Below are 18,759 nucleotides of genomic sequence, written 5' to 3' on the forward strand. Positions count from 1 at the left end.
AATTCAAACGCGCCGACGCCCTTGAAACCGCGGTTCTTCAAGGCCCTGGCGGCCAATCCGGACCGCGAACACGCCGCCTGCATGCGGCTCGCGCGCGAGGGCCTCCTCGTCCATTTCCTCGCGCGCGCTCGTGACATAAAGCGTGTCCAGAAGCGCACCGCCGAGCGTAACGCAGCTTGGCTGCGCTGTGGGAATCTTTACTCGCTCGGTTTCCACGCCATCGGCGCCGTAACGCACCACGCGCTCGCCGCCCCACTGCGCGTTCCAGAGGCCGCCTTCGGCGTCGACGGTCGAGCCGTCGGGCACACCGGTGTCATCGGTGAGCGCGACAAACGTGCGCGGGTTTGCAATCGTTCCATCGGCGCCGTAGTCGCACGCGCGAATCTCGCGCGAGAGCGTGTCGCAGTAGTACATCGTCGCGCCGTCCGGGCTGAACGCGATGCTGTTCGAGATCGCCGGAGCGGGCAGCGACAGGCGTTCGAGCGTGAGGTCGCGATTGAGCCGGTAAAAGCCGCCAATGGCTTGCCTCGGCGTGCCCTCGTACTTTGTGCCGAACACGAAGCGGCCCTGGCGGTCGCAGCGCCCGTCGTTCAGGCGCGTGGGCACGCCGGGCTCCACCTCGACGATGGTCTCGATCGCGCCCGTTTCCAGGTCGAAGAACGCGAGGCGCGACTCAAGACCCAGCAACAGCGTGCGTTCGTCCTCGCAAAGCGCGAAACACGCCAGGCGCTCGGGCATCGCCCAGGTCAGGTGCTTGCCATCGCGCGGGTCGTAACGCGCGAGATGCTTGCCGGTGATGTCGACCCAGTAGAGCCGGCCGCGGCGTGCGCACCAGGTCGCGCCCTCGCCCAGTTCGCACTTCGCGTGCACGAGCAGTTCGGCCACCGCTTCGCTCGAAGCGCCATCGCTTGCGCTCATGCCCAGCCTCCGTCCACGATGATGTCCTGCGACGTGATCATGCGGCTGTCGTCGGCGGCGAGAAAGAGCGCCATGCGCGCGAGGTCTTCGGGCAGCAGTTCGGCGTCGATGCACTGGCCGCGCTTGATGTCCTCACGCCCCTCGTCGGTGAGCCAGAGGCGGCGTTGCTTCTCCGTCATCACCCAGCCCGGCACGAGCGAATTCACGCGGATGCCATAGCGTCCGAGATCCTTCGCGAGCCCGCGTGTGAGCCCCTGCACCGCCGACTTGCTCAGCGTGTACACGGGCATGCCCCACTGCTTGAGCATCCAGCTGATCGAGCCCAGGTTGATGATCGAGCCCGCACGTGCGGCTTTCATGTCCTCCGCCACCGCCTGAGCGGCAAACAGCTGGTGCCGCACGTTCACAGCGACGCACTCGTCGAAGGATTCCGGCGTGACTTCGGCCAGCGTATGGCGGCGGTCGTTGGCGGCATTGTTCACCAGCACCTGAATCGGCCCGAGCGCCGCCTTCACGTCGGCAATGGCGGCGCGCAGCGCGTCGATGTCGGTGAGGTCGCAGGCCGCGAAAAGCGGCTTGTGGCGCGAGTCACCAAGTTCGTCGGCAAGCGCCTGGCCTGCGCTCGCGTCGATATCGAAGAACGCGACGCGCGCGCCCTGCGCCGCGAAGTGTTCGACGAACGACGCACCGATGCCGGTCGCGCCGCCCGTGATCAGCACCACGCGGTCGGCCAGGCTCGGATAGCGCGCGTAGTGTTCATGCGCGTGGCGCGCGAGCGCGTTAGCGGGAGACGACATCGTGTTGGGCTCCTGATGAATGGCTCAGTCCGGGGTTTAATCGCCGGATTTAATCTCGTGTTCCACGGTTCTTCAACTGATCGAGCAGCACTGCCGCGAGCAGGATCGCGCCGCGCACGAGGTACTGGTAGAACGCGTCGATGTTAAGCAAATTCATGACGTTTTCGACGGTGCCCATAATCAGCACGCCGATCACCACACCCGAGATCGTTGCGCGGCCGCCCAGCAGCGAGACGCCGCCCAGCACGCACGCCGAGATCACGTTCAGCTCGAAGCCTTCGGCCGCGTTCGGCTGGCCCGACGTGATACGCGAGGCGAGAATCACGCCCGCGAGCGCGGTGACTGCGCCCTGAATCAGGAAGATCCACACGCGCGTGCGCTCGACCTTGATGCCGGCGAGGCGCGACGCCTCCGGATTGCCGCCGATGGCGAGCGTATTGCGCCCGTACACGGTTTGATTGAGCATCACGCCGAACACGATGAAGCAGACGAGCGTGACCCAGATCGGCAGTTGCACGCCGAAGAGCGAGGCCGTGCCCATGGCGATGAACGTATCCGACGACACGCCCACGGCCTGGCCGTGCGAGGCGATGAAGCCGAGGCCGCGCACGATTTCCATCGTGGCGAGCGTGGTGATCAGCGCGTTGATGCGCAGATACGCGATCACCGCGCCGTTCACGAAGCCAATCGCGGCGCCCGCCGCCACCGCCGCAACGATGGCGATGAACGTGTTGTTCGTGGCGTTGAGCACCATCGCGCAAAGCACGCCCGCGAACGCGACCGTCGAACCCACGGAAAGGTCGAAGTCGCGCGAGGCGAGACAGAACATCATCGTGCAGGCCACCATGCCGATCTGCGAGACCGACAGCGCGAGGCCGAGCATGTTCTCGATCGAGAAGAAGTGATCGACAGTCAGCGACATCACGATGAACATGACCGCGAAAATCACGATCAGGCTGTACTCGGTGATCTGCTGCCACCACTTCTGCTTGTCGGTGGGACTCGGAATCAGCGCGTCGGCGACGCTCTTGGCGGTTTCAGCCGCCAGGTTTTCTCTTGCTTGCATTTCAGTTTCCTCCCCGTCCACTCATGCAGCCTTGGCCTGCACGCGCTTGGGCAGCGCGAGGTCAAGCACCGCGTGTTCGCTCGCCGCGCTGCGCGGCAACTCGCCCGAAATACGGCCTTCGCGCATCACCACGATGCGATCCGACACGCCGAGCACTTCCGGCAATTCCGACGACACCATCACGATCGCGCAGCCGCGCGCGGCAAGCTGGTAGATCACGTTGTAGATTTCATGCTTCGCGCCGACGTCGATACCGCGCGTCGGTTCGTCCAGAATCACGACTTTCAGGTCCGGTTCGGCGAGCCAGCGCGAAAGAATCGCTTTCTGCTGGTTGCCGCCCGAGAGAAAGCGGATTTTCTGGCGGCGGCTCGGCGTCTTGATCTTCAGCAGCTTGATGAAGCGATCCGCCGTTTCCGCTTCCTTCTTGCGGTCGAGGAACATGCCCGCGCGCAGGAAATGCCGGCGGCAGCTGATGTTGATGTTCTCCGAGACCGTTGCCATCGCAACGATGCCCTGCTCCTTGCGGTCTTCCGGGCACAGCACGATGCCATGGCGAATCGCGTCGCTCGCGCTTTTCACGCGAATGGTCTTGCCATCGAGTTCGATTTCGCCCGCGCGCCGCTTGTGCGTGCCGTAGATGAGCTGCATCAGTTCGCTGCGCCCCGCACCGACGAGCCCGAAGAACCCGACGATCTCGCCCGCCTTCACCTCGAAGCTGGCCGCTTCGTTCAGCGGATGGCCTTCAATGCCGCGCACGGCGAAGCGCACATTGCCATGCTCGCGCGGCGTGTAGTTGTAGATGTCGCTGATCTCGCGGCCCACCATTTCGTGCACGAGCGTTTCGCGCTTCACCTCTTCGAGCTTCTCGTGCGAGGCGACCTTGCGGCCGTCGCGGAAGATCGTGCACGCATTGCACAGCTCGTAGATCTCGTCCATGCGGTGCGAGATGTAGATAAGCGCGCGATTGTCGGCGCGCAGTTCGCGCACGAGCTTGAACAGCACCTCAGTCTCGCGGTGCGAGAGCGAGCTGGTGGGCTCGTCGAGCGCGATCACGCGCGCATTGCGCAAGAGCGCCTTGCAGATTTCCACCATCTGGCGTTGCGCGATGGAAAGCTTGCGCAGCTTGGCAGCCGGATCGAGATCCACGCCCATGGCGGCGAGGCGCTCACGCACGAACTTGCGCGCCTCGCCACGCTTCACCCAGCCAAGCGCATTGGGCAACGCGCCGAGCAGCAGGTTTTCCGCCACGGTGAGGTCGGGCACGTACTGCAGCTCCTGGTGAATCACCGCGATGCCCGCGCCGATCGAAGCCGCCGCATCGGAAAAGTGCACCTCGTTGCCATCCATCAGGATGCGGCCGGAATCGGGCTGATACTCGCCGCCGAGGATCTTCAGGAGCGTGGACTTGCCCGCCCCGTTCTCGCCCATGAGGCCATGCACTTCGCCTGCGTTCACCTCGAACGACACGCCGTCGAGCGCGCGCACGCCTGGGAACACCTTGCCGATATTGTCAAAACGCAGTGTCGCTGACACTTCGGTTTCCTCTCATTCGATGCGTTGCGGGGCATGCGCCCCGCAACGGGAAACACCTCAAACCACGTCTCTCAAACTTACTTCGAAGCGAGACCCATCTGCTGACGCACGCTTTCCACGTTGTCGCGCGTGGCCAGCATGCCGCTCGTCAGCGTGAGCAGCGGCGGCTCCTTGCCTTGCGTGATCCACGTGTACATCAGGTCCGAGGTTTCCTCGCCATGGCGCTTCGGGCTGATGATGACGGTGCCGTAGAAGCCCGTCGGCTGCGGCTTCTTGAACTCGTTCAACGCCGAGTCCGAACCGCCGATGCCGATGCCGATCATGTTGTCGGCCTTGAAGCCGCGGCCTTCCGCTGCGCGCACGGCGCCGAGCACGCCTTCGTCGTTCAGCGCGTAAGCGACCCAGTGCTTGTACTGCGGGTTCTTCGTGAGCGCGATGTTGGCGGCGTTGAAGGCGTTTTCCGTGTCGGTCTTCGCTTGCGGCGCCATCACGATGTTCGCCTTCGGGAAGCCTGCGGCCACGAGTGCATCGGTCGCGCCCGTCGTGCGGTCATGCGCCGTCGGCAGCTGCTCGTAAGTCACGTCGATCGCGCCGACGTCCTTCATGTCCCAGCCGCGCTTCTTGATTTCAGCGGCAATGCCATCACCCACTTGCTTGCCGATGTTGTACGCCGAGATGCCCATGTGCGGCACCGACTCGATCGGCTTGCCCGCGCCGTCCACGAGACGGTCGTCCACCGTCATCATCTTGAGGTTGTCGGCCTTGGCCTTGGCAACGATGCCCGGTCCGAGCTTCACGTCAGGCGTGCAGATGATGAAGCCCTGCGCCTTTTGCGCGGCCAGGTTGTCGATCGCGCTCATCACCTTCTCGCCCGAGGGCGCGCCGATCTTCACCAGCGTGAAGCCCTTTTCCTTCGCGGCCATTTCCGCGAACTTCCATTCGTCCTGGAACCACGGCTCTTCGGGCTGCTTCACGAGAAAGCCGATCTTCACCTGGTCGGCGGCCTGTGCAATGGGCGCTTGCGCGAGCGTCACGCTTGCGGTGACCGCGGCGGCTATCAGCGTCAGAAAGATGCGTCGTTGCATGTTGTCAGTCTCCTTGTCTTCTTCAGTCACGGGAAGGGTATCGGCCGCCTCTTCTTTTACCCACCGAAAACGCGCGGCCAGCGCTTCGGCGGATTGCTGCGTGTTCGTTATTCCTTCGTGCTGCGAATTACTTGTTCACATCTTTCATTCGTGATGCAGTGCCGTGCGGCCGCCATCGATCGTGATGCAGCTCGCGTTGATGAACGGCGCTTCGTCCGAAGCGAGAAACACCGCCGTCATCGCGACTTCCTCCGGGCGGCCAATGCGCTTCATCGGCGGCAGCTCCAGCGTGGCCTTGCGCGCGGCTTGCGGGTCGGGCTGCGCGTTCCACCAGTCGTGCGTGAGCTGCGTTTCGATGTAGCCCGGCGCGATCGCGTTCACGCGCACGTTCTTCGGCGCGTACTCGATACCGAGCGCACGCGTGAGCCCGATCACACCGTGCTTCGCCACTGGGTACGGGAAGCAGCCCGGAATGATCTGGAACGCGTGCGTCGAGGCGATATTGATGATGCTGCCCGCGCGCCGCTCGACCATGCCCGGCAACACCGCGCGGCAGCCGTTCCACACGCCGTCCAGATCGACGGCGAAGCAGCGGCGCCAGTCGTCGTCGGTCATCGTGAGCGGGTCGGCGAACACGTTGATGCCGGCGTTGTTCACGAGCACGTCGACCGGGCCGAACGCGCGTTGCGCTTCTTCCACGGCGGCGCGCACCGAAGCGCTCTGCGTCACGTCGGTTTTGACCGCGAGCGTTCGCGCGCCTTCGCAGGCGTTTGCAATCTCGCGCGCTGTGGCTGCGGCCGTCGCGCCATCGAGTTCCGCGAGCACGACGGCGGCGCCCTCGGCCGCGAACGCCCGCGCGATCGCCGCACCGATGCCGCGTCCGGCGCCCGTCACGAGTGCGACCTTGCCCGTGAGGCGATTCACTTTTGCGCTCCGTGCGCGCCCAGTTGCGTCACCCGCCAGCCTTCGATGAAAGCCAGCGCGTTCGCGCGCGTAGCCGCCGGGTCCTGGCCCGGCTTGTAGAGCGCCGAACCCAGGCCGAAACCGCTCGCGCCTGCCGCCAGCTGCGGCCCCATGTTGTCGGGCTTCACGCCACCCACGGGGAGCAGCGGCACCACCGGCGGAATCACGGCGCGCCACGCCTTCGTCACGGCCGGCCCGAGTTGCTCGGCGGGGAACATCTTGAGCGCGTCGGCGCCATGCTTGAGCGCCGCGAACGCTTCGGTCGGCGTGGCGACGCCGGGCACGCACGCGAGGCCCTGGAGCTTCGCGGCGAGAATCACATCGGTATCGGCGTGCGGCATCACGATCAGCTCGCCGCCCGCTTCGCGCACGTCGCGCACGCGCTCGGTCGTGAGCACGGTGCCCGCGCCGATCATCGCGTCCTCGGGCAGCGCCTCGCGCAATGCCGCGATGCTGTCGAGCGGCTGCGGCGAATTGAGCGGCACCTCGATGATCCGGAAGCCCGCTTCGTAAAGCGCGCGGCCATGCTCGGCGGCTTCGGCGGGCTTGATGCCGCGCACGATCGCGACCATGCCGCACGCGCCGAACGCAGCGACGAAGCCGGCGTGTGGCGTGTACGGGGCGGGCAGATTCAGTTCGGGTTCCATGTCGGCTTCCTGTTGCTTGGCTTCGTGTCTGGTTCGATTCCGCAGGCTCGATTCGTCGGTGCGCGTTTAGCGCGGCGCGACGAGTCCGGCCTGTACCGCAATGCGCCAGAGTCCGTGTTCGGTCGCATGACGCACGAGATGCGCGCCGCTGCATCCGAATGCGGCAAGCGCCATGCGGTAGCGCTCGCACAGCGACTCGGCGCCGATGAGCTGCGGCGCGCAACCGGCAAGCGCCACGTCGCGCCGCGCCAGCGCCGCTTCGAGGCCTGCCAGTTCGTGCCCGATCACGAGCCCCGAGAGATAGTCGGGCTGCTCGTCGGCGGCGAGCTGGGCCGTGAGGCCGAGCGTGCGGGTGCTGAACGCCGTGGCAAGCAGGCCCACGCAGCCCTGCTCGCGCGCCACGCTCACGCCGCGCAGGAACGCGGCCGTATCGGGCTCGACGGGATGCTTCATCGTGCGACCCAGGATCGTATGCGCGCATAGCGCCGCGTAGACCTCGCCCGTCATGAAGGTGTAGAAGCGCGCAATGCGCTCGCCCTCCACGACCACCCATTTCGCGTGCGTGCCGGGCAGGCCGACGAGCGACGGTTGCGCCGCATTCTCGTCGCTTGATCCGCTCAACGCGCCGAAAATCTGCGTTTCCTCGCCGCGCATCACGTTGGGCAGCGCCCCCGGCTCCAGGACGCCCGGCACCACGGCGACTTCGGCGCCGCACGCAGCGCGCACGCGCACAATGCCGGCCACCAACGCCTGGGCGCTCGCCGGCGTCTCGACATAAGGCGCCTGCACCCAGCCCTGGGCGCTGCCGACCATGCCCGCCGCCAGCACCGGCAGCGCGGGCGCTTGCGCGAGCCACACGCCGCACGCTTCGTCGAAGGCGGCGTCGAAGCCGCCTTCTTCGGCTGGCACAGGCAGATTCATGATCCCCGCCGTCGAAACGCGCGTGGCGATCACCTTGCCTGCCGCATCGAACAAATACGCACGCAGCGAGGTCGTGCCCCAGTCGAGCGCGATGAGCGCGGCTTCGCGGGCGAGCGCGTCGTCGCTAGCTTCGGTCGCCGCGCCGCTTGCAGGCTTCTCACGCGCTTTCATCGGCGAATCCTGCGCGTGGTGGGCTGCGGCGCGCGCCAGCCCAGTTCCTGCGAAATCGCGCGCGCTTCGCGCTGCACGACCGCAATCAGTTCGTCCATACGTTCGAGCGGCATATAGGGAATCGTGCTCGCCACCGAAAGCGCCGCCACGATCGCGCCAGACGCGTCGCGCACCGGCGCCGCCACGCAGCGGATCGAAATTTCGTTCTCCTCCAGATCGAACGTGTACCCGCCCGCCGAGTAAGTGGCCATGCGCTTGAGGAAGGTTTCCGGTTCGAGACTGTGATCGGGGCGGAAGCTCACGCCCGCGAGCGTGCGGCGCGACGCGTCGAACAGGTCGCGCCACGTTTGCGGCGTGAGGTCGAGCATCATCGCCTTGCCGATGCCCGTGGACGCGAGCGGCATGCGGTGCCCCACGCGCGAGCGCATCTCGAGCCCACGCTGGCCGGGAATCTTGTCGATGTACAGCACGTCGTCGCCGTCTCGCACGCCGAGGTGGATCGTGTCGAGCGTTTCGTCGGCGAGCGCCTGCAGATGCGGGCGGGCAACGGCCGTGAGCGGCATCTGCTCGAGCGCGATGGTGCCGAGTTCGATGAGCTTCGGCCCGAGCAGATAGCCGCCCTGCACCTGGCGCAGGTAGCGCGCTTGCACGAGGCTCGAAACCAGGCGGTGCGTGGTGCTGCGCGTCGTGCCGAGCACTGCGCCGAACGAGCGCAGGTCGCGCACGCCGGCCGCGGCGGCTTCGAGAATGGCGAGGCCGCGCAGGAGCGTCTGGGTGCCGGCCTGCTGCATCGAGCCGTCGAGCAGCGCGCTCGCGACGCCGATTTCATCGGCGGCGGGGCGGGCTTTTGGCTGCGCTGCGGATTGCACTGCGGCGGCGCTGGGCGCGGCGTTTTGCACGGGCGCGGCCTCTTCGGGGAGGTTCGCGGCGAGTGTGGAAGACATCGCTTTGTTCATGGCGAGGGCGATGAAGGCTGACGGTCGAAAAGGCGCGCGCCGTCAGGCGGCGCGCGAACCCTGCTTCGGGAGACGGCGCGGCGCATGGGCGGCCGGGGCACATCGGGCATGTAGCGGCGGGCGGCGCGTGGCCGCGCAAAGCGCTGGCTGAAGCATGGCGGACGTCTCCTTTGCTGTCCGGTTCGCTGCGCGCCTTGCGCGTGCGCCGGATTTATCTGGGTCTGCCGACGGTGTTTGCCGCGCACGAGGTCATCGCGGCATGTCGGATGGCTGGATTGTAGGCAGGTTTTTTCGAGTTCTCCAATATGTGATTGGGTCGCTCATATATTGGGAAATCAACAAAACGACGGCCCTCAGCCGAACGGCTAACGCGGGACGGAAACCGCGGGATCGTTGACGCAAGCGAGGGCGCGCCCGTGCAAGCCTGCAGAGACTTGAGCGAAGTCATACCCGGTGCATACCGGGCCGCTCAATGCACTGGAATCTATATAAAATTTTGTATAATCCTGCTCATGCCAAGCCATTGGAGTTTTGCGGCAGCGCGCTCGCGGATCTGCGGAAGTTTCCGGAACAGGTACGTCAGGAAGCCGGGCGGCAATTGCGGCGCGTGCAACGCGGCCTCGACCCAAACGACTGGAAGCCCGTGAATCCGGTAGGCCGCGGTGCGCGTGAAATACGCATTCGCGATTCGAACGGCGCGTTTCGCGTGATTTACGTCGCGCACATCCGCGATGCCATTCATGTGCTGCATTGTTTTCAGAAGAAGTCCGAGAAAACGGCCTTCGTCGATCTTTCGCTTGCCGCGCGCCGCTATCGCGACGCCTTAAACAAGGAGTCCAAACCATGAGCCGCCAGAGTCACGGGAACCACGAACGCCAACGCTTCGACAGCGTCTGGGACGCGCTCGAAAACACGCCCGAAGCCGCGCAGAACATGACGCTGCGCAGCGACCTCATGATCACCCTCGAAGAGCACATCAAGCGCAACAAGCTGACCCAAACGCAGGCCGCCGCGCTCTTCGGGGTGACGCAGCCGCGCGTGTCCGACCTCATGCGCGGCAAGATCGATCAGTTCTCGCTCGATTCGCTCATCAACATGGCCGTAGCCGCGGGCATGAAGGTCGAAATGCGCATCACCGTGCCCTCCCCGCGCGACGGCGACACGCAAGAAAAAACGGCTGCCGGATAACTCCGGCAGCCGCTTCCTGTCACGCTACGCGCAATGCGCTGCGCCCTTACTTCCCGGCCGGTGCCTTGTAAGCCACGCAGTCCACTTCGACCTTGCAGTCCACCACCATGCTCGACTGCACGCAAGCGCGTGCCGGCGGATGCTCGCCGAAGTACTCGCGGAACACCTTGTTGAACGACGTGAAGTCGCGCGCGTCGTCGAGCCACACACCGCAGCGCACGACGTGCTCCGCGCCGTAGCCCGCTTCCTTGAGGATGGCGAAAAGATTCTGGATGGCCTTGTGCGACTGCTCGACGATACCGCCGTTGATCACCTCGCCGCCTTCCATCGGCGTCTGGCCCGAGACATACAGCCAGCCGTCGGCTTCCACGGCGCGCGCGAACGGCAGATGTTGTCCGCCCTGGCCCTTGCCGCCTTCCGCTCCAATTCGTTTCATCGTTTGCTCCTTTGAGATCGTGCGGCGCGCGCGGCTTTTTGGGCCACGCGCGCCGAGGGTCGAAATTCGATAGATAAAGCTTGCTTAAAAGGCGTTCGCCTCTGCCTGTTCATCGCGCTTGCCACGCGCGACGAAGTGGCCCGCGCGCTCGCCCGTGGGCTGGCCATCGCGGTACGAGAGCACGCCATTGACCCACACCGCGTCGATGCCTTCCGCCACCTGCTGCGGCTGCTCGAAGGTCGCCGCGTCGCGCACGCGGGCGGGGTCGAACAGCACGAGGTCGGCGTGCCAGCCCACATGCACCTCGCCGCGTTGCGAAAGGCCGAAGCGCCGCGCAGAAAGACCCGTCATTTTGCGCACCGCTTCTTCGAGCGGCAGCAAGGCCGCGTCGCGCGCGTAGTGACCGAGCACGCGCGGAAACGCACCCCACAGGCGCGGGTGCGGCAACGGGTCGTTCGGCAAGCCGTCCGAGCCGACCATCGTGGCCGGATGAGAAAGAATGCGGCGCACGTCGTCTTCGGACATGTTGTGGTACACCGCGCCCGCCGGCTGCAGGCGCTTGCCCGCTTCCTGCTGCGACACGCCCCACTCGGCCGCAATGTCCTTGATCAGCTTGCCGGCCTGCTCGGGGTGCGGCGTGGACCACGTGATCGTGATGTCGATGTCGCCTGTCACCTGCTTGAGGTCCAGCGTGGAAGAACTGCGGCTATACGGATAACAGTCGCACCCCACCGGCTGATACTTGCGCGCGCTTTCGAGCGACGCGAGCACCTCCGTGCTGCGCCCCCAGTTGGAAGGGCCCGCGCACTTCAGATGCGAGATCACAACCGGTACGCGCGCATGCTTGCCGATGTGGTACGCCTCGTTCATCGCCTCGAGAATCGCGTCGAACTCGGTGCGCATGTGCGTCGTGTAGACCGCGCCGGCGAACGCGAGCGGCTCCGCCAGCGAGGCAACCTCTTCGGTCGACGCCTCGAACGCGGAACCATACGCGAGGCCCGTGGAAAGGCCGAGCGCGCCGTGCGTGAGCGCGTCTTCGAGCTGCGCGCGCATGGCCGCGATCTCGTCGCCGGTGGCGGCGCGCTGCAGATCGTTCATGTGATTGTTGCGCAGCGCCGTATGGCCGATCAGCGCGCCCACGTTCACGGCGGGCCGCGCCGCGTTCACCGCATCGACGTAAGCGGAGAACGTCGGATAGGCGAACGCATCGCGCTCGCCGAGCAGGTTCATCGGATCGGGCGGATCACCCTTGAGCGTGACCGGCGACGCGCTGATGCCGCAGTTGCCCACCACCACCGTCGTCACGCCCTGGCTGATCTTGGGCAGCATTTGCGGCGAGCGGATCACATGCGTGTCGTCGTGCGTATGGACGTCGATGAAACCCGGCGCGAGCGCGCGCCCATTGGCCTCGATCACCTCTTCCGCGAGCCAGTTGGACAGGTTGCCGATCGCGACGATGCGTCCGTCGCGCAGCGCCACGTCGCGCTCGACGGGCGGTGCGCCGGTGCCGTCGTAAAGCATGGCGCCGACGATCAACGTGTCGGCGGCTTCGGGGTGCGAATGCATACGCGTCTCCTCAGGATGGCTCTCAGTTCGACGCTCAGTCACCGAGCGGCTGGCGTTCGCCGCCGCCGCGATGCGCGTCCAGCGTGTGTTTCATACGGCGCAGCAGCTCGCGGCTGGCCTCCGGTTGCGCAAGCGCCAGTTCGGTCACGAGCACGTCGAGTGCCATCATCATCGCGTAACGTGACGACGACGGCTTGTAGATGAAATCGGTCTCGCTCGCGACGATCGGCACGAGCCAGTCAGCGAGCGCGGCGAGCGGCGAAGCCGGGGCGGTGAGCGCGACGAGCTTCGCGCCGTAGTCGCGCGCGATCCGGCACGCATCGACGAGTTCGGGCACGCGCCCTGTTACGGAAAGCGCGACGACCACGTCTTCGGACGAAAGCGTGCTCGCCACCATGCGCTGCAGCAAGCTGTCCTGGTACGACGCCACAGGACGGCCCAGGCGCACGAGGCGAAAGCGCATTTCGTCGGCGAGCGCGCTCGAGCCGCCGCCCATGCCGAACACGTAGATCATGCGGGCGCGCGCCAGCGCTGCGGCGGCCTGCGCAAACGGCGCCTGGCGCAGCAGTTCGTGATTGCGCGCAAGCGCCGTGTGAATTTCGTCGTAAACACGGGTGGCGAGCGGTTCGGCTTCAGCATCGGCGGCGCGCGGCTTGTCCGCGCCTGCGGAGTCGCCAGCGTGGCCGCCGCGCAGGAAGCGGTCGCCCACGGCGGCCGCCTGCGCGAGCCGCAGCTTGAGTTCGCGCACGTCGTGGCAGCCCACCGCCTTCGCAAAGCGCGTGACCGAGGCAATGCTCACGCCCGCGCGCTGCGCCAGTTCGCCGATGCTCGCGCGCGCGGCGCTGGCAAGATCGTCGAGGATCAGCGCGGCCACGTCGCGCTCGGCCGGACGCAGTTCGGGCACGCATTGCGCAATACGCGCGACGATGTCGAAGCGAGCCGGATCGGCAGCGGTGTTCATTGCAGGGAGTCTGTTAATAAATAACAATTCACGAAGCGATGTTACTTTGTGTACTATCTCCGAGTCAACGCCGGTCCATGAGACGCCGGTGTAGATAAGACGCATGGAGCATATGGAGCGAAGGCAAATGAAAGTTACAAACTATCAGAGTGCAGCAATCGACCCGAACAGCAAGGGCCTTGGCAACGTACCGGGCGCAAGCGTGCCGCTCGGGGACGCGGGGCGCCTCGAATGGAATCTACTCGAAGAGGACGTGAGCCTGCCGGCAGCTGTGCTCTATGCCGACCGCGTCGAGCACAACCTCAAGTGGATGCAGGACTTTGTCACGCGTTATGGCGTGAAGCTCGCCCCGCACGGCAAAACGACGATGGCGCCGCAGCTCTTTCGCCGTCAGATCGACACGGGTGCGTGGGGCATCACGCTCGCCACGGCGCACCAGACGCGCGCCGCCTACCGCGGCGGTATCTCTCGCGTCCTGATGGCGAACCAGCTTGTGGGCCGTCACAACATGGCGATCATCGCCGAGCTGCTGAGCGACGCGAGCTTCGAATTCTTTTGCCTCGTCGATTCGGTCGAGGGCGTGGAGCACCTGGGCGAGTTCTTCCGCGCAACGGGCCGCACGCTGCAGGTGCTGCTCGAACTGGGCGTGCCGCGCGGCCGCACGGGCGTGCGCGACACCGACACGCGCAACGCCGTGCTCGCCGCCATCGCGCGCTATCCCGACTCGCTCAAGCTGGCAGGCGTGGAAATCTACGAGGGCATCCTCAAGGAAGAAAGCGAAGTGCGCACCTTCCTGCGCGACGCGCTAAATGTCACCCAGGAACTGGCCGCCGCCGGCCGCTTCGCGCGCGCGCCCGCGCTGCTCTCGGGCGCGGGCTCGGCCTGGTACGACATCGTCGCGGAAGAATTTGCGCCGGCCACGCAAGCCGGCACGATCGACGTGGTGCTGCGTCCGGGCTGCTACGTCACGCACGATGTGGGCGTCTACAAGCAGGCTCAATCGCAAATCCTCACGCGCAACCCCGTGGCGCGCGAGATGGGCGTGGCGCTCCTGCCCGCGTTGCAGCTTTGGGCCTACGTGCAGTCGATTCCGGAGCCGGGCCGCGCCATCATCGGCTTCGGCAAGCGCGACGCCGCGTTCGACGCCGGCTTTCCGGAACCGTCGCGTCACTATCGCCCGGCGAGTGGCGGCGCACCGCGCGAAGTGGCGACAAGCGAAGGCTGGGAAGTGTTCCAGATGATGGATCAGCACGCCTACCTGAAGATTCCGGCGGGCGCGGACCTGAAGGTCGGCGACATGATTGCGTTCGACATCTCGCACCCCTGCCTCACGTTCGACAAGTGGCGCCAGGTGCTGATGGTCGATGCGAAATATCGCGTGACGGAAGTGATCGAAACGTTCTTCTGAGTGCGCCATGCCTCGTTGAAAACTGGGAGGCCGGCTCAGCGCGCGTCGGAGCCGGCCTCACGAGCCTGCGCGAGCGCGGCCGCCGCCGTGGCCGCCTCGCCGATGCGCGCCTCCATCATCCCCAGCGCGCCCGACAGCGCCGCGAGCGCATCGTCGGGCAGCGACATCGTTACGTTCAGGAACGCGTTGCGGCGCGGCAGGCCCTCTTCGATCACGGCACGGCCCGCGTCGGTCAGCGTGACGTTGGTGATGCGGTTGTCGCGCTCGTCGGCGCGGCGCGCGATCCAGCCGAGCGACTCCAGCGCCTTCAACTGCCGCGTGAGCGCGCCCGGGTCCACGCGCAGCCGCTCGACGAGCCGCTTTTGCGACGACACGCCGTCCTGATCGTAAAGCGCGAGCAAAATGCGCCAGCGCGGCAGCGGATGCCCGACCTGCGCCTCGAACGCCGACATGAACGCGCGGTAGGTCCGTCCAAACTGCTGCACGATGGCGATGCGATCCTGAATTTCCATGCTTTGTTTTCCTGCCGGCTTTCTTGCCGGCTTCTGCCGGTACCCGCTGCTGGCCCAGTGCGGGCCGGCTGCGGGCCGAGGCAATTCAATCCGCGTGAATGACGGGCTCCACCTTGCGCTGCAGTTTGACCGGCGGCACGCGCCGGGTTTGCCAGATCGACACCACTGCGATCACCGCCGCCAAGGCAATGCCCAGGTGAATCGCGCCCACGAGCGCTTCGCGCGCGGCTTCGAGCAGCGGCGCGCCATTATGCCCGGCGTGCGTGAGATCGGCGATCAGCGTTGCCTGCGCGTCGCGGTTGATGAGGATCTGCGGGTCGGCGAGCTGCGGCAGCCAGTGCGTGGCGTGATCGGCATCCAGCGCGCGCTGCACACCGCGCGAATAGAGCTGCGTGACCATCGTGCCGGTGAGCGCCGTGCCGATCATGCCGCCGATCATCCGCAGCGACTGCAGCAGCGCCGTGGCGATGCCCAGATGCTCGCGCCCGGCGGTCTGCTGCGCGAACACGGTGAGGTTCGGCATGACGAAGCCAAGGCCGACGCCCGCCATGATCATGAACGCCATGAGCAGGCCGCGCGGCGTGCCGCGCGTGGCGAGCGCCACCGCGAAGCAAGCCGCCGCAATCATCGTGAAGCCGATGTAGAGCATCAGGTTCGGATTGCGGATGCGCGAGACAACGCGCCCGTTCGCGATACTGCCGATCGTGATGAACACCACGAGCGGCGTGATGACGACGCCCGCTTCCTTCGGCGTCATGCCAAAGCCGCCCTGGAACAGGAGCGGGGCATAGAACAGCAGCGAAAACATCGTGAAGCCGCCCAGCACGGCCAGCGTAAAGAGCGCATTCAGGCTCGCGTTGCGGAACATGTCGACGGGCAGAATGGCCTGCGGGCAACGGCGCTCCCATTGCCAGAGCGCCCAGCCGGCCGCCAGCGCGAGGGCGAGCAGGCCGATGGCCGAAGCGCTGAGACCGTGCCCCGGCAGACGCTCCACGAAAAGCTGCAGGCTGCCGAGTGCGATCGCAATGAGAAGCGCACCCGGCCAGTCGAGGCGCATTCGCGCCTCGTGCGCGACATGACGCAGATGCGGCAGATACTTCCACACGAAAAACAGCGAAAGCAGGCCCACGGGCAGATTCACGTAGAACACGGAACGCCAGCCGTAGTACTGCGTGAGAAAGCCGCCGAGCGACGGCCCGACCGCGTTGGCGATACCGAACGCAGAGCTCATGAGCACCTGCCAGCGCAGGCGCACGACGGAATCGGGAAAGAGATCGGGAATGCAGGCGAACGCGGTGCCGACCAGCATGCCGCCGCCGATGCCTTGCAACCCGCGCGCGATCACGAGGAACAGCATGCTGTTGGCGGCGCCGCACAGCACCGAAGCGGCGGTGAAGACGACGATCGACGCGATCACGAACGGCTTGCGCCCGTAATAGTCGCCGAGGCGCCCAAAAATGGGGACGGTGATAACCGAAGTGAGCAGATAGGACGTCGCGACCCACGCGTAAAGCTCGAAGCCGCGCAGTTCGGAGACGATGGTCGGCAGCGCGGTGCCCACGACGGTCTGGTCGAGCGCGACGAGCATCGTCACGAACGAGACGCCGAGCATCGCGAGCAGCGACTCCCGGAACGGCAGAACCTGCCCGCTCGAATGGTGGGCAGCAGTATGAACGGCCATTTTTTGATCCAGCAACGGTTGACGCGTCAAAGGTTGTTCATCATAGCATGGCGCGATCCACTACACTGGGGCGTCGAACGGTGGCGATGCCCCGCCGTCGTCGCTGAAAATCCGGGAGCGCAATGGAACCCATAATCGAACCCACGAGCGAACCCACCGCCGCCGAAGCGGCCCGCGCGGGTGCTGCCGCGGCCTTCACCGCGTTCGATCTCGACGCGCTGCGGCGCGCCAAACATCAGCTCGAAACGCCGCCGCTCGGCATGAAGCTCGCGGCCATCGTGGGTGCGCCGGTGGAAAAGTTGCTGGCGCGGCTGCCCGGCGTCGCGAACGACAAGGTGGCCGACGCGACGCAAGCCGCGCTGCGCAAGTGTCTGCAACTCGCACTGAAAACGCTCGGCAAACAAAGCGCCCTCTCCACCGCCGAACCTCGCACGAGCACAAAGCGGAGCAACCTGCTGCACAAGTTCGCCGTAGCGACCACGGGCGCGGCGGGCGGCGCATTCGGCCTTTTCGCGCTGCCGGTCGAGTTGCCCGTCACGACCACGCTGATGTTTCGGTCGATTTGCGACATCGCGCGCAGCGAAGGCGAAGATCTGGCCAGCACCGAGACGCAGCTGCAGTGCCTGACCGTGTTCGGCATGGGCGGCCGCTCGCCTGCCGACGACGAAGCCGACTTCGGCTATTTCATCGTGCGCGGCGCGCTTGCGAAGGCGGTATCGGCGGCATCGTCGGAAATGGCCACGAAGGGCTTTGCCGCGCACGGTTCGACCGCGCTCCTCAAGCTCATGCAGACCGTGGCGGCGCGTTTCTCCGTGCAGGTGAGCGAGCAGGTCGCGGCGAAATCGATACCGGCCATCGGCGCGGTGCTCGGCGCCATGGTCAATACCGTGTTCATCGACCATTTCCAGCAGGTGGCGCATGGTCACTTCACCGTGCGCCGGCTCGAGCGCCGCTACGGCGAAGCCGCCGTGCACGCGGCCTATGACGCGATCGACGTCTCGCTCGATTGAGGCGGCTGCGGCTTCTCGTCGCCTCGCGCCGGCGCACCGGTCACGCGGCGCACGAAGCTCGCGGCAACGTCGAGCGTGCGGCGCGCCTCAGGCATGAACGGCGCATAGATCGGCCAGATATGCGGCATGCCGCTGGCAATCTCGCACTCCACCGGCACGCCGGCGGCGCGCGCGCGTTCGACGACGCGGCGCGTGTCGTCGAGCAGCGTTTCGGAGCTTCCCACGAAGAGGCTTAGCGGCGGCAAGCCGCGAAAGTCCGCATAGAGCGGCGATGCGTAGGGATCGGTCGCACTTGCCGAGCCGAGGTAGAACGGCGCAATGCGCGCGAATACCTCACCGCTGAACATGGGATCGCGCCCGTCGTTCTCGCGTATCGAAGCGCCCGTGGCCGCGAGATCGGTCCAGGGGGAAAAGAGCACGGCGCCAGCGGGGAGCGGATCGCCCGCGTCGCGCAAGGCAACGAGTGCGGCTAGCGCAAGCCCGCCGCCCGCCGAATCGCCGCTAATCACAATCGAACCCGGCCGCGTTCCGTTTGCCAGCAAATGGCGATACGCGGCCAATGCGTCCTCGAGCGCTGCCGGAAACGGATGCTCGGGCGCAAGACGATAGTCGAGCGAGAAAACGTCGGCGTCAGCGCGCTTGCCGAGACCAAACGAAATCGCGCGCTGCGAGCGCGGCGAGCAGAAGTAGTACCCACCGCCATGCAGATAAAGGAGTGTGCGCTGCGCGGGCGAGCGCTCGCGGATGAGCCACTCGCCGCGCAACGGGACATCGGAGGCGTCGTACTGTTCGCGCAAGCGCCAGCCGTTCGGCACGCCTGGCGTCCAGATGCGTCTCGCCGTCAGCATGCGCACACGTGCGACGTTGATCGACTTGCGTGTTTGCGGCAGAAAGCTGCGGCGCAAGAACCTGCAGATCAGCCTGCTTTGCCAGCTCATCG

The 18,759-nt window shown here is 66.1% G+C and carries 19 protein-coding genes; 4 read left to right on the top strand and 15 right to left on the bottom strand.

Annotated features, from left to right (window positions below):
* Positions 1 to 3: 3 nt before the first annotated feature.
* The 9 genes from U5A52_RS06580 to U5A52_RS06620 all read right to left on the bottom strand — a co-directional run bounded on the left by U5A52_RS06580 (position 4) and on the right by U5A52_RS06620 (position 9,057).
* On the bottom strand, positions 4 to 918 hold the full coding sequence (locus tag U5A52_RS06580; RefSeq protein ID WP_321934301.1) for an SMP-30/gluconolactonase/LRE family protein: 915 nt from the start codon (positions 916 to 918) through the stop codon (positions 4 to 6).
* On the bottom strand, positions 915 to 1,715 hold the full coding sequence (locus U5A52_RS06585; RefSeq protein ID WP_321934302.1) for an SDR family oxidoreductase: 801 nt from the start codon (positions 1,713 to 1,715) through the stop codon (positions 915 to 917). Before U5A52_RS06585 ends, U5A52_RS06580 begins: the two co-directional genes overlap by 4 nt.
* Positions 1,716 to 1,764: 49 nt before the next feature.
* Positions 1,765 to 2,781: an L-arabinose ABC transporter permease AraH gene (araH, locus tag U5A52_RS06590; RefSeq protein WP_321907770.1), complete on the bottom strand. Its 1,017-nt coding sequence runs from the start codon at positions 2,779 to 2,781 to the stop codon at positions 1,765 to 1,767.
* 21 nt (positions 2,782 to 2,802) lie between these two features.
* Entirely contained in the window at positions 2,803 to 4,314 is a 1,512-nt protein-coding gene (araG, locus tag U5A52_RS06595; RefSeq protein WP_321934303.1) for an L-arabinose ABC transporter ATP-binding protein AraG, read from the bottom strand.
* A gap of 77 nt (positions 4,315 to 4,391) precedes the next feature.
* The gene (locus tag U5A52_RS06600; protein WP_321934304.1) at positions 4,392 to 5,399 is read right to left on the bottom strand and encodes an arabinose ABC transporter substrate-binding protein; all 1,008 of its coding nucleotides are present in this window, start codon (positions 5,397 to 5,399) and stop codon (positions 4,392 to 4,394) included.
* 144 nt (positions 5,400 to 5,543) lie between these two features.
* A complete protein-coding gene (locus tag U5A52_RS06605) occupies positions 5,544 to 6,323 on the bottom strand; it encodes an SDR family oxidoreductase (protein WP_321934305.1) in 780 nt (259 codons plus the stop codon).
* Positions 6,320 to 7,009 (bottom strand): 2-dehydro-3-deoxy-6-phosphogalactonate aldolase, encoded by a 690-nt coding sequence (locus tag U5A52_RS06610; protein ID WP_321934306.1) that lies wholly within the window; start codon positions 7,007 to 7,009, stop codon positions 6,320 to 6,322. The genes U5A52_RS06605 and U5A52_RS06610 overlap by 4 nt, the downstream gene beginning before the upstream one ends.
* Positions 7,010 to 7,075: 66 nt before the next feature.
* Positions 7,076 to 8,101, bottom strand: coding sequence for a 2-dehydro-3-deoxygalactonokinase (locus U5A52_RS06615; RefSeq protein WP_321907760.1), 1,026 nt, complete (start codon positions 8,099 to 8,101; stop codon positions 7,076 to 7,078).
* On the bottom strand, positions 8,098 to 9,057 hold the full coding sequence (locus U5A52_RS06620; RefSeq protein WP_415773596.1) for an IclR family transcriptional regulator: 960 nt from the start codon (positions 9,055 to 9,057) through the stop codon (positions 8,098 to 8,100). Before U5A52_RS06620 ends, U5A52_RS06615 begins: the two co-directional genes overlap by 4 nt.
* Positions 9,058 to 9,529: 472 nt before the next feature.
* Between U5A52_RS06620 and U5A52_RS06625 the strand changes: the two genes are divergently transcribed.
* The gene (locus U5A52_RS06625; RefSeq protein WP_321934308.1) at positions 9,530 to 9,904 is read left to right on the top strand and encodes a type II toxin-antitoxin system RelE/ParE family toxin; all 375 of its coding nucleotides are present in this window, start codon (positions 9,530 to 9,532) and stop codon (positions 9,902 to 9,904) included.
* Positions 9,901 to 10,245, top strand: a complete 345-nt coding sequence (locus tag U5A52_RS06630) for a helix-turn-helix domain-containing protein (protein WP_321934309.1) — start codon at positions 9,901 to 9,903, stop codon at positions 10,243 to 10,245. Before U5A52_RS06625 ends, U5A52_RS06630 begins: the two co-directional genes overlap by 4 nt.
* A 46-nt stretch (positions 10,246 to 10,291) precedes the next feature.
* On the opposite strand, the gene U5A52_RS06635 is transcribed toward U5A52_RS06630, so the two are convergent.
* From U5A52_RS06635 to U5A52_RS06645, 3 genes are all read right to left on the bottom strand, one after another.
* Complete coding sequence (locus U5A52_RS06635) at positions 10,292 to 10,681, bottom strand: RidA family protein (RefSeq protein WP_028201897.1); 390 nt, start codon at positions 10,679 to 10,681, stop codon at positions 10,292 to 10,294.
* Between the two features lie 84 nt (positions 10,682 to 10,765).
* Entirely contained in the window at positions 10,766 to 12,247 is a 1,482-nt protein-coding gene (locus tag U5A52_RS06640; protein WP_321934310.1) for a D-aminoacylase, read from the bottom strand.
* A gap of 34 nt (positions 12,248 to 12,281) precedes the next feature.
* Positions 12,282 to 13,208, bottom strand: coding sequence for a MurR/RpiR family transcriptional regulator (locus U5A52_RS06645; protein WP_321907750.1), 927 nt, complete (start codon positions 13,206 to 13,208; stop codon positions 12,282 to 12,284).
* Positions 13,209 to 13,335: 127 nt separating this feature from the next.
* On the opposite strand from U5A52_RS06645, the gene U5A52_RS06650 reads away from it, so the two are divergent.
* Positions 13,336 to 14,616: an amino acid deaminase gene (locus U5A52_RS06650; protein ID WP_321934311.1), complete on the top strand. Its 1,281-nt coding sequence runs from the start codon at positions 13,336 to 13,338 to the stop codon at positions 14,614 to 14,616.
* Between the two features lie 35 nt (positions 14,617 to 14,651).
* On the opposite strand, the gene U5A52_RS06655 is transcribed toward U5A52_RS06650, so the two are convergent.
* Positions 14,652 to 15,128 (bottom strand): MarR family transcriptional regulator, encoded by a 477-nt coding sequence (locus U5A52_RS06655; RefSeq protein WP_321907746.1) that lies wholly within the window; start codon positions 15,126 to 15,128, stop codon positions 14,652 to 14,654.
* An 85-nt stretch (positions 15,129 to 15,213) separates the two neighbouring features.
* Entirely contained in the window at positions 15,214 to 16,809 is a 1,596-nt protein-coding gene (locus tag U5A52_RS06660; RefSeq protein WP_321934312.1) for an MDR family MFS transporter, read from the bottom strand.
* 122 nt (positions 16,810 to 16,931) lie between these two features.
* Between U5A52_RS06660 and U5A52_RS06665 the strand changes: the two genes are divergently transcribed.
* Positions 16,932 to 17,819: an EcsC family protein gene (locus U5A52_RS06665; RefSeq protein ID WP_321934313.1), complete on the top strand. Its 888-nt coding sequence runs from the start codon at positions 16,932 to 16,934 to the stop codon at positions 17,817 to 17,819.
* Here the strand turns inward: U5A52_RS06665 and U5A52_RS06670 are convergent.
* Positions 17,789 to 18,757 carry an alpha/beta hydrolase gene (locus U5A52_RS06670; protein WP_321934314.1) on the bottom strand — a complete coding sequence of 323 codons (969 nt, stop codon included), beginning with the start codon at positions 18,755 to 18,757 and terminating at the stop codon, positions 17,789 to 17,791. The two genes, U5A52_RS06665 and U5A52_RS06670, sit on opposite strands and share 31 nt — an antisense overlap.
* Positions 18,758 to 18,759: the final 2 nt, after the last annotated feature.

Origin of the sequence: Paraburkholderia sp. J8-2, assembly GCF_905220195.1 — a bacterium.
Classification (GTDB): domain Bacteria; phylum Pseudomonadota; class Gammaproteobacteria; order Burkholderiales; family Burkholderiaceae; genus Paraburkholderia.

Coding starts and splice junctions, on each gene's coding strand:
- U5A52_RS06610 (WP_321934306.1), bottom strand. CDS start 7,009: ATGGAACCCGAACTGAATCTGCCCGCCCCGTACACGCCACACGCCGGC.
- U5A52_RS06585 (WP_321934302.1), bottom strand. CDS start 1,715: ATGTCGTCTCCCGCTAACGCGCTCGCGCGCCACGCGCATGAACACTAC.
- U5A52_RS06580 (WP_321934301.1), bottom strand. CDS start 918: ATGAGCGCAAGCGATGGCGCTTCGAGCGAAGCGGTGGCCGAACTGCTC.
- U5A52_RS06650 (WP_321934311.1), top strand. CDS start 13,336: ATGAAAGTTACAAACTATCAGAGTGCAGCAATCGACCCGAACAGCAAG.
- U5A52_RS06665 (WP_321934313.1), top strand. CDS start 16,932: ATGGAACCCATAATCGAACCCACGAGCGAACCCACCGCCGCCGAAGCG.
- U5A52_RS06660 (WP_321934312.1), bottom strand. CDS start 16,809: ATGGCCGTTCATACTGCTGCCCACCATTCGAGCGGGCAGGTTCTGCCG.
- U5A52_RS06600 (WP_321934304.1), bottom strand. CDS start 5,399: ATGCAACGACGCATCTTTCTGACGCTGATAGCCGCCGCGGTCACCGCA.
- U5A52_RS06625 (WP_321934308.1), top strand. CDS start 9,530: ATGCACTGGAATCTATATAAAATTTTGTATAATCCTGCTCATGCCAAG.
- U5A52_RS06635 (WP_028201897.1), bottom strand. CDS start 10,681: ATGAAACGAATTGGAGCGGAAGGCGGCAAGGGCCAGGGCGGACAACAT.
- U5A52_RS06670 (WP_321934314.1), bottom strand. CDS start 18,757: ATGAGCTGGCAAAGCAGGCTGATCTGCAGGTTCTTGCGCCGCAGCTTT.
- U5A52_RS06630 (WP_321934309.1), top strand. CDS start 9,901: ATGAGCCGCCAGAGTCACGGGAACCACGAACGCCAACGCTTCGACAGC.
- U5A52_RS06640 (WP_321934310.1), bottom strand. CDS start 12,247: ATGCATTCGCACCCCGAAGCCGCCGACACGTTGATCGTCGGCGCCATG.
- U5A52_RS06645 (WP_321907750.1), bottom strand. CDS start 13,208: ATGAACACCGCTGCCGATCCGGCTCGCTTCGACATCGTCGCGCGTATT.
- U5A52_RS06615 (WP_321907760.1), bottom strand. CDS start 8,101: ATGAAAGCGCGTGAGAAGCCTGCAAGCGGCGCGGCGACCGAAGCTAGC.
- U5A52_RS06620 (WP_415773596.1), bottom strand. CDS start 9,057: ATGAACAAAGCGATGTCTTCCACACTCGCCGCGAACCTCCCCGAAGAG.
- araH (WP_321907770.1), bottom strand. CDS start 2,781: ATGCAAGCAAGAGAAAACCTGGCGGCTGAAACCGCCAAGAGCGTCGCC.
- U5A52_RS06655 (WP_321907746.1), bottom strand. CDS start 15,128: ATGGAAATTCAGGATCGCATCGCCATCGTGCAGCAGTTTGGACGGACC.